A 10,997-nucleotide genomic window follows, 5' to 3' on the forward strand; every position below is an offset into this window, starting at 1 on the left:
CCGCGCAATCAACCCGCCTCCAACCCCGCCAGCAACAACCGAAGACTCGCCTGGAATTCATCCTCCGCCGTGCTCCGCATCGCCGCGGAAGCCACGCCGATCAGCTGCGGAAAGCGATCGGCCGGTAGCGCGCGGAAGCGCGCAATGGTGTCCTCGGCCGATTCCGCCGCCTGCAGCGACAGCGGGCCCGCCAGCTCGGCCTGCGCCATGCCCGTGACCAGCGCGGAGATGGCCCGGAAGGCCACCAGCAACCGCGTGCCCGAACGGCCGCTGCGCGCCAGCGCGGCCAGTAGCGCCTCGGCCACTTCGAAGGTCGCGGGGGCGCGGCTGCGGCGGGTCAGGATCAGCGGAATGGCGTGGGGATGCGCACGCACCGCGCGCCACAGCGCGGTGGCGATGGCGCGCACCTCGTCGCTCCATGCGGCGTACGGCCCGCGATCCCAGGCCACCTCGGCCAGCACCGCCTCTATCACCAGCAGATCGATCGCCTCGCGCTGCGGCACGTAGTTGTAGAGCGTCATCGCGCCCGTGCCCAGCTCGGCCGCGAGCGAGCGCATCGAGAGGCCGGCGAGGCCCTCCCTGTCGAGCAAGCGCAGGGCGGCAGCCTGCAGTTGCGCATGCGTGAATCTGGCGGGTCGGCCCATCGCTGCTCCATTGACTTTCTTCGGACGGGACGATTATAGTCGTTTACGTACACCGTACGTATTTGAATCTTTCACCGCCTTCCAGCAAGGAATCACATGAAGCTCACCCCGGGTTCCATCGCGCCGGCACTCGTCGCCCGGACGATCCTCGGCCAGTCCGTCCGCATACCGAGCGACGGCGCGCCCTACCTGCACCTGCAGTTCCGCCGCTTCGCCGGCTGCCCGGTGTGCAACTTCCACCTGCGCACGATGAGCCTGCGCCAGCCGGAGATCGCCGCGGCCGGCGTGCGGCAGATCGTGTTCTTCCATTCGTCGCCCGAGGAGATGCTCGAGTACCAGGCCCAGCTTCCCTTCGACTGCATCGCGGATCCGACGAAGCGGTACTACCGCGCCTATGGCGTCGAGACCTCGTGGCGCGCGGTGCTGCATCCCGGGGTGTTCTGGAGCGGCCTGCGCTGGGTGCTGTCCACCGGCCGCTTCTATCGCAAGGCCGAGAACGGCATCCTGGGCCTGCCGGCGGACTTCCTGATCGACGCTCGGGGCCGCGTGGTGGCCTGCAAGTACGGCCGGCACGCGGACGATCACTGGGAAGTGGACGATCTGCTGAAGCGGGTCGGCGATGCCGCGACCGTGCCGGTGTACAGCGCGCCGCGCCCGGGCACCGTCGGCTGAGCATCGCCCGGAGCGCGGCTCAGGCCTCGCGCGCGCAATCCAGCATCAGCTCGCGCAGCCACTCGTGCGCCGGCGAGTGGTCGGTGCGCGGATGCCAGACCATGCGCACGTCGAACAGCGGCAGGTCCAGCGGCAGGTCGAAGGCCTCGACCTCGGCCATGCGCGACATGCGGCGCGCGAGCCGCGCAGGCACGCTGGCCACCATGTCGGAGGTCTCGAGCACGAAGGGCAACGCGAGGAAGCTTGGCTTGATCATCTGCACGCGCCGGCGCAGGCCGTGCGGCTCGAGCGCGGCATCGATCTGCACGTTGTAGATCTGCGAGGCATCGGGCTCGATCGTCACGTGCGGCAGCGCGCAGAACGAAGGCACGTCGAGCGCCGCGCCATGCACCGGGTGCGAGCGCGCGGCCAGGCCCAGGAAGCGGTCGGAGAACAGCTTGCGGCCCTTGACGTAGGTCGGCGCGTTCGGGAAGTAGGTCAGCGCCAGGTCGAGCTCGCCGGCCGCCATCATCTCGCCGAAGTGATGCGGGTTGGTCTGCAGCATGTGCACCCGCACGCCGGGCGCCTCGTGGCGGATGCGGCGCATCACCGAGGGCATCATCAGCAGGTCGATGTAGTCGATGACGATGAGCCGGAACACCTGCGTCGAGGTCGCGGGGTCGAAGCGCACGGGCTCGGTCAGGCGCTCGAGCGCGGCGATCGCCTCCTGCACGCGCGGCCACAGCACGAGCGCGAGTTCGGTCGGCATCCAGCCGGTGCCGGCGCGCATCAGCAGCTCGTCGCCCAGCAGGTCGCGCAGCTTGGCGAGCGAGACGCTCATCGACGACTGGCTCATCTCGAGCCGCTCGCCCGCGCGCGTGACGTGCCGCTCGCGCATCAGCGCATCGAAGGCACGCAGCAGGTTCAGGTCGAGGTCTTGCAGCTTCATCGGGGGCGATAGCGGGGCGCGGGCGGGTAAACCCGCATGGATCATCACGAACGCGATGCCGGGCATCGGCGGCTTCGATGGACCGCGCGGCCGCGGCCTCGAATACTGGCGGCCATTATTCACTCCGCCAGAAAGATCGCCATGGCCATTCCCCAGATCCGTGTCACCCGCGAAGAGATGCGCCAGCGCGTCGCCTACTTCAAGGACCTCAAGGGCTTCGACGGCGGGCTGCCCGACAGCCGCCATCCGAGCGCCGAGCGCAAGCTCTACAACGCGGTGGGCTTCCAGCCGCCGCGCGGCAAGGGCGGCGACGAGGTGGTCTCGCCGGTCGGCGCGCAGGCGGCCGAGAACGCCGCCATCCGCATCAGCGAGGGCTTCAACCTCGGCTTCTGCGAGGCCAAGCCCGGCAAGGGCCCGATGATGCACAACCACGACACCAACGAGACCTTCATGCCGCTCACGGGCCGCTGGCGCTGTTCGTGGGAGCTCGACGGCCGCGAGGAGTACTTCGACGTCGGGCCGTGGGACATCTTCTCGTTCCCGGCCGGCGTCAACCGCCGCTTCGAGAACATCACGCACGAGGAGCCGGGCAAGACGCACTTCCTGATGTTCGTGATCGGCGGCAACGCGCCCGAGGCGGACTTCACCGAAGAAGCAAAGAAGACGCTGCGCGAAGAAGGCCTGCTGGCCTGATGCGCGCGACGGCCCACCGCATGACAACGATCGCCGAAGACCTGCCCGCGATGCCCGAGGCCCTGCACCGCTTCGTCGCCGCGCAGCCCCTGCACCGCTTCACCGACACGCGGGGTTTGTCCTGGTCGCTGCGCGACAGCGGCGCGCGCGGCGACACGGCCACCGCCGAGCCCCGGCCGCTGGTCCTGCTGCCGGGCGCGCTGGGCAACGGCGACAGTGCCTGGCGCATCGCGCAGGCCTTCGCCACCGAGCGCCGCGTGCTGAGCATCACCTACCCGGGCGGCGTCGCGCCCGAGCTGCTCGCGCTCGGGCTCGAGGAACTGCTGCGCGAACGGCGCACCGGCGCGGTCGCGCTCTGGGCCTCATCGTACGGCGCCTGGTGGGCGCAGGCCTTCGCACTGCGTTTCCCTGATCAGGTGGCGGCGCTCTGGCTCGGCAACACCTTCGTCGACGGACGCGACGTGGCGCAGCATCCGCTGTTCGACGCGGGCTGGCTCGCGGCCAGCGACAGCGCCACCGTGATCGCGCGCTGGGACCAGGCGCTGCGCGCTCGGCCCGACGACCTGCTGCGCGCGGTGCAGCTGCACATGCTGCATGCCGGCCTGCCCGCTTCGGACTTCCATGGGCGGCTGCGCCAGGTGGCAGGCGCGGCCGAGCTGCCGGCACCGCAGGCGATCGCCAATACCGTGGTCTTCGAGTGCGAGGACGACGCGATCATCGCGCCCGCGACCCGTGCCCGCGTGCGGGCGCGCTATCCGAGTGCTCGCCATCTCGCGCAGGCGCAGGGCGGCCACTACCCGCACATCGTCGCGGCCGAATTGCTGGTCGAGCGCATGCGCGCCTGGCTGCAATGACCACACCCATCACACCTGCATCGACCCACGCTGAGGAGTTCCCCATGCCCGTCTCTCGTTCCCGGCGCCTCGCGCTCCAGCGCCTGGGCCTCGCGGCCCTGGCCGCCACCACGGGCCGCGCGGCCTTCGCGCAGGTCGCCTGGCCCACCAAGCCGATCAAGCTCGTCGTGCCGTTCTCGGCCGGCGTGTCGCCCGACGTGGTGGCGCGCATCCTCAGCGAACCGCTGGGCCAGGCGCTCGGGCAGCCGATCGTCATCGACAACCGCGCCGGCGCGGCCGGCATCATCGGCGCCGAGGTCGCGGCGCGCAGTCCCGGCGATGGCTACACCCTCTTCATGACCGTCAACTCGATCATGGGGATCAACCCCAACGTCTACGCCAAGCTGCCCTACGACACCTTCCGCGACTTCGCGCCCGTGACGCAAGTCGCGCTGGTGCCCTATGTGCTGATCACCGGCCCGGGCCAGCCCGACGCCAGCCTGCGCGAGCTGCTGGCGCGCGCCAAGGCCAAGCCGGGCTCGGTCGACTACGGCTCGCTCGGCGTGGGCTCGGGCCCGCACGTGGTGATGGAGATGATGAACAACATGGCCGGCGTGCAGATGGTGCACGTGCCCTACAAGGGCAGCCCGCTGGCCGACGTGATGGCCGGCCAGATGCCGATCGCCTTCGAGCCCGCGACCACGGCGATCCCGCTGGTGCGCAGCGGCAAGCTCCGCGCGCTCGCGGTGACGAGCCCGAAGCGCAGCGCGCTGCTGCCCGAGGTACCGGCCGTGGCGGAACTGCTGCCCGGCTACGACGGCGACGGCTGGCAGGGCTTCTACGTGCCGGCCGCCACGCCCCAACCCATCGTCGCGCGCTACAACCAGGAACTCGTGAAGATCCTGCGCAACCCCGAGGTGCAGCGCAAGCTCACCGAGCTGGGGCTGGTGCCGGTGGGCAATTCGGTCGAGCAGTTCGGCGCGATCTCGCGCAGCGAGTTCGAGAAGTGGGGGCGCATCGCGAAGGCGAACCGGATACGCATCGACGGCTAGCGTGCGCTGCGGCGCTCTCAATCCGAGTACGTCCGTGTTGTCAAGCCACCAACAGAGGAGTCTTCGGACATGCCGGCGACTTCTTCGAAAAGTTCGTCAGTTGGTCGCAACACAGTGAAGCGAAGAACAACGAACGCGGTCTTATGATCACTTCTTCATTAACGAGGAGGAGAGAGATCATGGGCCCAGTTTGGGAGGGGTTGTCGCGTCTGCGCGGCACTGCGATCTGCACCGCAGTTGCGGTTGTCGTCACCGCATGCGGCGGTGGTGGGGGCGGAGGCGGCGGTGGCTTTCCGATAGGACCTGGGTCCGTGGCACCGCCGTCGCAACCGCCGGCGCCCGGTGGAACCGACACGCCAACCCCCACGTCGCCACTGAAGCTGGAGATCAAGATCAACGGGCAAGGGCCGAATGCCGTGACTCAGGGCCAGACCCTCGTCTTGACGGCCGGCGACGCGGTCGAAATCTCCGCGGACCAGGACGTGACATGGAGCGGCGTCAGTAATACGAGCCCCACCGTCGACGCGACGGTGGGTACGGTGACTGTCGCCGATCTGCAGACTTCGCCGAGGAAGTGGTCGGGACAGATCGTCAGCGCCACCAACGACTCGGGCTCCTACACGATCACCGCGAAAGCGGCCGGTGCATCGGCGTCGAGCAAGATCGACCTCCAGCTGCGGATCACTCCGCAGGACCGCCGCAATGGCGACTACCAGGTGTTTGCGACCAACGGTGCGCAGCAGTCGCTGAAGCTGGACTTCAACCGCAAGACCTACAAGATGACCGATGCGGCCGGCGTCGCGGAGTCAGGCGCGATCGGCGCGGACGCGACCTCGAGCGACACCTTCGTTTTCTCCAACGCTCGCACCAGCGGCTCGACCAACAATGCGCGCTTCCGGGTGTCCTTGGTCTCCGACCACATCGTGGTGGGCGCCTATCCGCTCGCGATGCCGGGCGGAACGACTGCCGTGCGTCCTTTCGTCGCATCGCGCGCGCCCATCAAGTCGGCCACGGACCTCGACGGCAGCTTCAACGGCTTCGGAACCAGCATGGCCGGGACGACCGCCGATTCCTCGTTCAACAGTCTCAGGATTTCGAACCAGGGCACCAAGCTAGAAGTCTGCACGGATGACGTGATCTACAACGTGAGCAACTGTCCGCCCGCGTCGCTCAAGACCTACGCGGTATCCAAGGGTACGACCGACGGCGCGTGGCGCGCCGTCAACAACGCCGATGCCGGCGACACCCATGACTTCAGCGTGGTGAAGTTCGACAACGACAGGGCCTATCTGGAGGCCGAGAAACCGTCTTCCAACGCCTTCCGATTCCGCATCGGCCTGACGATCGGGAGCAGCGCAACCAGTTCCGAGAAGGCCGCGTACGGCGCAGCCACCGACGGCTCGTGGGGACGTTCGGCGACGAAGCCGCAGAGCTCGGTGCTGGTCGATTACAAGCTCGCGCGCCAGAGTTCGGCGGGCCCGGGTCTGCCTACTGGCGACGTGGTGCGGGGCTACACCCGCAGCGCCATCGGCCTCGACGGTACAGCGTTGGAGCTGACGGCATTCGTCGCAGAGTTCTATGCCCTCTTGCCCATAACGGAGCTTCCTTTCGCGCTGGGCCTCAACTACGCGCTGACCACGCCCACGAGCTACTTCATGGCGTACAGCCCGCAGCTCTTCGCCCGGGTCGGACCGCGCGTTCCGGGTGCCGCGGGTTATCTGGAAATCGGGTTGATCGAGCGCTGATCTACTCGTACGAGGCAGGCTTCGCGGCAAGGCGCTCGGCGCGCCGCGAGCGCCTCGTTACCCACAGATAAACCCCGCTCCCCAGCACCACGATCGTGATCAGATCGAGCGCCGCCCAGATCAGCTTCAACGGCAGCCCGCCGTAGTCGCCGAAGTGCAGCGGCCGCGATACCTCGAGCGCGCGCAGGTACCAGGGCATGCGCACGACGGTGGTCAGCGCGCCGGTGCGCGCATCGACCAGCACGGGGCTGAAGAGCCGGCTGGTCAGCGCGGTGTCGCCCTTCGTCCACAGCAGGAAGTGGTAGGGGCTGCCGAAGGGATTGCCCGGGAACACCACGCTGGTGATGCGCATCGTGGGCACGGCCGCCTGCGCCGTGTCGAACGCGGCCTGCGCCGAGGCCAGGTCCTCGAACTTCGGCGGCGGCTTGCCGGCGTACGGCGCGAGCATGGTGCGCACGTCGGTCAGTTGCCAGAGGCCGAACAGCGGCTTCGAGAGCTCGTTGATGAAGCCGGTCGCGCCCACCACCAGCGCCCACACCAGCGTGACGATGCCCAGCAGGTTGTGCAGGTCGAGCCACTTCAGCCGCGGCGAACGCGTGTCGCGCACGGTGCCGAAGGCCAGCTTGCGCATGTAGGGCGCGTAGAGCAGCACGCCCGAGACGGTGGCGACGACGAAGCACAGCCCCACGACGCCGAGGAACAGCTCGCCCGCGAGCCCCGCGAACAGGTCGGTGTGCAGCGAGAGCGCCACGTCCATGACACCGCGGCTCTGCGCGATCGGCAGCATCTGCTTGAGTTCGCGGCCGGTGTGCAGGTCGTAGCGGATGCGCCGCCGGCTATCGATGCCGGCCGTGTCCGAGGGCCGCATGAAGACGGTGGCGTAGGGCTTGTCCTCGTCGAACACGACGAAGTCGGTGGTCCAGCCCGGCAGCCGTTCGCGCGCGGTCGCCACGATGCGGTCGATGCTCAGCGCCGGCGTGCCCGCGGGCACGATGGCGGCGGGCAGGCCGTCGTCGAACCCCTCCTCGATCTCCTCCGAGAAGATCAGCGGCAGGCCCGTGAGGCAGATCAGCAGCAGGAACAGGGTGCAGGTCAGGCTGGTCCACTTGTGGATGGCACTCCAGCGTTGCAGGGCCGTGCGGTGGCCGTCACGCGCGTTCATGGCCCGGTGCCTACCAGTTGTACTTGAGCGTGGCGTAGACCGCGCGGCCCAGGCCGTAGCGGCAGCCGATGGCCGAGCAGATCGAGATGTACTCCTTGTCGAACAGGTTCGAGACATTGAGCGCGGCCTTCAGCCCGCGCAGCGAGGGGTCGAGCACGCCGAAGTCGTAGCGGACCGCCGCGTCGAACACGGTGGCGCCCGGAATGAGCTGCGTGTTGGCATTGGTGGTGTAGGCCGAGCCGATGCGGCGCACGCCGCCGCCGATGCTCAGGCCCTTGAGCGCTTCGCCGCGAAAGGCGTAGTCGGCCCACAGCGAGGCCTGCTCGGCCGGCGTGCCGGCCAGGCGGTTGCCCAGGGTCGAGGTGGTGGTGGTCTGGCTGATCTCGTTGTCGAGATGGCTGTAGGAAGCGCGCAGCTTGAGCTGCTCGCCCAGGTTGGCGACGGCCGAGAGCTCGATGCCGCGCGAGCGCACCTCGCCGGTCTGCACCGTGAAGTTGGCATGCAGCGGATCGGGCGTGCCGACGTTGCTCTGCCGCAGGTCGTAGGCCGCGGCGGTGAACAGCATGTCGGTGTTGGTCGGCTGGTACTTGAGGCCGACCTCGGTCTGCTTGCCCTTGGTCGGCAGGAAGGCGTTGCCGTCGAAGCCGGTGCCGGCCTGCGGCTGGAACGAGGTGGCGTAGCTGACGTAGGGCGCGACGCCGCTGTCGAACAGGTAGAGCAGGCCGGCGCGGCCGGTGAAGGCATCGTCGCGCTGGCGCGTGACGCTGCGCGCCACGTAGTTGTCGGTGTCGGTGCGCGCCCAGTCCTTGCGCACGCCGAGCTGCAGCCGCAGCCGGTCCCAGGCGATCTCGTCCTGCGCATACAAGCCGATCTGGCTCTGCTTCTGGTGCGCGTTCTGGAAGATGCCCGGCAGCGCGATGGCCTGGTTGTAGTTGGGCGCGAGGATGTCGAGCGTGGGCGCGTTGCCGAAGCGCGTGAGGTTGTCCCAGTCGAGGTGCTGGTAGTCGATGCCGGTCAGCAGCTTGTGCGCGAGCGCGCCGGTGCGAAAGCGCCACTCGGCCTGGGTGTCGAGCGTCAGCGTATCGAGCTGCTCGTTGGCGGTGTAGGCCTGGCGGTTCATCGTGCGGTAGTCCGCCTGCAGCCCGAGGCCCTGCACCGAGCGGTAGTCGATGTCGAGGTGGCGGTAGCGCAGGTTCTGGCGCACGGTGAGGTGGTCGTCGACCTGGTGCTCCGCGGCCCAGCCCAGCGAGTACTGCGTGCGCGCGAAATGCTCGAACGAGGACTGGCCGGTGTAGAAGCTGCGGTCGATGCGGCCATAGGGATTCGGCAGCAGGGTGCCCTGGTAGGGCAGCAGGTTCCAGAAGCCGCCCGAGGGATCGCGCAGGTAGTCCGCCATCAGCGTGACCTTGGTGCGTGCATCGGGCTGCCAGGTCAGCGAAGGCGCGATCGCGATGCGCCGCTCCTTCAGGTCGTTGACCTCGGTCTCGCTGTCGCGCACCACGCCGGCGATGCGCGCCGACAGCGTCTTGTCGGCATCGATCGCGCCGCCGATGTCGAAGGCGCCTTCCTTGAAGGCGTTGCTGCCGTACTGCAGCTGGACCTCGCGCACGGTCTCCGGGCTCGCGCGCTTGCTCACGAGGTTGAGCACGCCGCCGGGCGAGGCCTGGCCGTAGAGCACCGAGGACGGCCCCTTGAGCACCTCGACGCGCTCGAGCAGGTAGGGCTCGACCTTGGTCACCGACCAGGTGCCGGCGATGGTCTTGAGGCCGTCGAGGTACTGGTCGAGCGCGAAGCCGCGCGAGCTGATGGTGTCGAGCCGGTTGTCGGCGTCGTCACTGATGCTCACGCCGGGCGCGAAGCGCAGGGTGGCGCGCACGGTCTGCGCCTGCTGCGCATCCATCTCCTCGCGCGTGATCACCGCCACCGACTGCGAGGTCTCGAGGATCGGCGTGTCAGTCTTGGTCGCGGTCGCGCTGCGGCGCGCCACGAAGCCGGTGGCCGGGCCCCAGGGCGATTCCTGTTCCGCGCCGGCCGTGACCGTCACCGCGGGCAACGCCGAGGTGCCCGCCTCGCCTTCGCGCCGCACGGTGACGGCACCGCCGTCGATGTCGGCCACGAGGCCGCTGCCGGCCAGCAGCCGGTCGAGCGCCTGGCGCGGCGTCAGCCGGCCCGACACGGCCGGCGCCGTGCGGCCCGCCACCAGCGCGGGCGACACCAGCAGCGTCACGCCGGTCTGGCGCGCGAGCTCGGTCAGCGCCTGCGACAGCGGCTGCGCGGCGATGGCCACCTGCGCGGGCGCGCCGGCCGAGGGCTGCGCGTGCGCGGGCAGCGCGGCCGCCAGGGCCAGGCAGGCCGCGAGCGCGAACGGCAACGGGCGCAGCGGGAAGGACGAATCACGGAACGACATCGAAACGATCTCCAGGGGAACGACGCAGGGCCGGAATCGGCGCCTTTCCGATGAAGACGGATCGCCGCGCGCGATCCTGACGTGGGGTGAAGAAAAAAGTTGGACGGCGCGCCGGCGCCTCGTCAGCGCTTCGCCGAGACGATCTCGGTCGTGCCCTGCCGGCGCTCCAGCCGCACCGGCAGCACCTGCGGCAGGCTGCGCACGAAGTCGCCCATGCGCTGCAGGTCGACACTGGCCGTCACCGGCAGCGCGGCCACGGCCGGGTCGTGCACCGCGATGCCGACGTCGCCGTAGCGGCCGAGCTCGGCCAGCACGGCGGACAGCGGCAGGTTGTCGAAGCTCAGGCGGTTGCTGCGCCACGCGGCGACGCCCTCGGGCGCGATCCGCGCGACCGGACCGGGCCGGCCCTGCGCGTCGGCCGCCACGGTCTCGCCCGGTGCCAGCTCGATCGCGTTCTGCACGGCGTCATTGCCGGCCGCCGCCACCCGCACACGGCCTTCCTGCACCGCGACCTGAACCTCGGGACGCCCGATGGACGGCGTGTAGCGCACCGAGAAGCGCGTGCCTACCACCGTGACGCGCGTGCCACCCGCGCGCACGTCGAAGGGCCGCACCTTGTCGGACTGCACGGTGAACATCGCCTGTCCCTCGGCGAGGCGCACCTCGCGGCGGCCGCGGTACAGACTGACCTCGGCCGTGGTGGCCGTGTCCAGCCGCATCTGGCTGCCGTCGGGCAGCGCCACGTCGAGCTGCTGGCCGCGCTGCGTCTGGTAGCGCTGCTCGAACACCGGCTCGCTGCGCCAGGCCTCCCAGCCGAACCAGCCGCCGCCCGCGGCCGCGAACACCGCCGCCGCGGCGGCG

General features: G+C 69.5%; 10 protein-coding genes. 5 read left to right on the forward strand and 5 right to left on the reverse strand.

Features of this window, described 5'->3' with window-relative positions:
* Window positions 1-8: 8 nt before the first annotated feature.
* A complete protein-coding gene (locus AC07RV_RS07055; protein ID WP_208512725.1) occupies window positions 9-644 on the reverse strand; it encodes a TetR/AcrR family transcriptional regulator in 636 nt (211 codons plus the stop codon).
* 96 nt (window positions 645-740) lie between these two features.
* Between AC07RV_RS07055 and AC07RV_RS07060 the strand changes: the two genes are divergently transcribed.
* The gene (locus AC07RV_RS07060) at window positions 741-1,316 is read left to right on the forward strand and encodes a peroxiredoxin-like family protein (protein ID WP_296786960.1); all 576 of its coding nucleotides are present in this window, start codon (window positions 741-743) and stop codon (window positions 1,314-1,316) included.
* A 19-nt stretch (window positions 1,317-1,335) separates the two neighbouring features.
* On the opposite strand, the gene AC07RV_RS07065 is transcribed toward AC07RV_RS07060, so the two are convergent.
* The gene (locus tag AC07RV_RS07065; RefSeq protein ID WP_296786964.1) at window positions 1,336-2,244 is read right to left on the reverse strand and encodes a LysR family transcriptional regulator; all 909 of its coding nucleotides are present in this window, start codon (window positions 2,242-2,244) and stop codon (window positions 1,336-1,338) included.
* A gap of 141 nt (window positions 2,245-2,385) precedes the next feature.
* On the opposite strand from AC07RV_RS07065, the gene AC07RV_RS07070 reads away from it, so the two are divergent.
* From AC07RV_RS07070 to AC07RV_RS07085, 4 genes are all read left to right on the forward strand, one after another.
* Window positions 2,386-2,937 (forward strand): cupin domain-containing protein, encoded by a 552-nt coding sequence (locus AC07RV_RS07070; RefSeq protein WP_209542178.1) that lies wholly within the window; start codon window positions 2,386-2,388, stop codon window positions 2,935-2,937.
* A gap of 20 nt (window positions 2,938-2,957) precedes the next feature.
* Window positions 2,958-3,791 carry an alpha/beta fold hydrolase gene (locus AC07RV_RS07075; protein WP_296786969.1) on the forward strand — a complete coding sequence of 278 codons (834 nt, stop codon included), beginning with the start codon at window positions 2,958-2,960 and terminating at the stop codon, window positions 3,789-3,791.
* A gap of 44 nt (window positions 3,792-3,835) precedes the next feature.
* Entirely contained in the window at window positions 3,836-4,822 is a 987-nt protein-coding gene (locus AC07RV_RS07080) for a Bug family tripartite tricarboxylate transporter substrate binding protein (protein ID WP_296786972.1), read from the forward strand.
* Between the two features lie 311 nt (window positions 4,823-5,133).
* The gene (locus AC07RV_RS07085; RefSeq protein ID WP_296786975.1) at window positions 5,134-6,567 is read left to right on the forward strand and encodes a hypothetical protein; all 1,434 of its coding nucleotides are present in this window, start codon (window positions 5,134-5,136) and stop codon (window positions 6,565-6,567) included.
* A 1-nt stretch (window position 6,568) separates the two neighbouring features.
* On the opposite strand, the gene AC07RV_RS07090 is transcribed toward AC07RV_RS07085, so the two are convergent.
* The 3 genes from AC07RV_RS07090 to AC07RV_RS07100 all read right to left on the reverse strand — a co-directional run.
* Window positions 6,569-7,729: a PepSY-associated TM helix domain-containing protein gene (locus AC07RV_RS07090; protein ID WP_296786978.1), complete on the reverse strand. Its 1,161-nt coding sequence runs from the start codon at window positions 7,727-7,729 to the stop codon at window positions 6,569-6,571.
* A gap of 10 nt (window positions 7,730-7,739) precedes the next feature.
* A complete protein-coding gene (locus tag AC07RV_RS07095; RefSeq protein WP_296786981.1) occupies window positions 7,740-10,136 on the reverse strand; it encodes a TonB-dependent siderophore receptor in 2,397 nt (798 codons plus the stop codon).
* 122 nt (window positions 10,137-10,258) lie between these two features.
* A partial coding sequence (locus tag AC07RV_RS07100) for a FecR family protein (RefSeq protein WP_495338095.1) occupies window positions 10,259-10,997 on the reverse strand: 739 nt, incomplete at its 5' end.

The organism is Variovorax sp. GW821-FHT09B01 (genome assembly GCF_059418345.1).

Bases quoted from the DNA above. Each gene is read 5' to 3' on its own strand.
- AC07RV_RS07065 (WP_296786964.1), bottom strand. From the start codon at position 2,244: ATGAAGCTGCAAGACCTCGACCTGAACCTGCTGCGTGCCTTCGATGCG.
- AC07RV_RS07070 (WP_209542178.1), top strand. From the start codon at position 2,386: ATGGCCATTCCCCAGATCCGTGTCACCCGCGAAGAGATGCGCCAGCGC.
- AC07RV_RS07080 (WP_296786972.1), top strand. From the start codon at position 3,836: ATGCCCGTCTCTCGTTCCCGGCGCCTCGCGCTCCAGCGCCTGGGCCTC.
- AC07RV_RS07060 (WP_296786960.1), top strand. From the start codon at position 741: ATGAAGCTCACCCCGGGTTCCATCGCGCCGGCACTCGTCGCCCGGACG.
- AC07RV_RS07095 (WP_296786981.1), bottom strand. From the start codon at position 10,136: ATGTCGTTCCGTGATTCGTCCTTCCCGCTGCGCCCGTTGCCGTTCGCG.
- AC07RV_RS07090 (WP_296786978.1), bottom strand. From the start codon at position 7,729: ATGAACGCGCGTGACGGCCACCGCACGGCCCTGCAACGCTGGAGTGCC.
- AC07RV_RS07055 (WP_208512725.1), bottom strand. From the start codon at position 644: ATGGGCCGACCCGCCAGATTCACGCATGCGCAACTGCAGGCTGCCGCC.
- AC07RV_RS07075 (WP_296786969.1), top strand. From the start codon at position 2,958: ATGACAACGATCGCCGAAGACCTGCCCGCGATGCCCGAGGCCCTGCAC.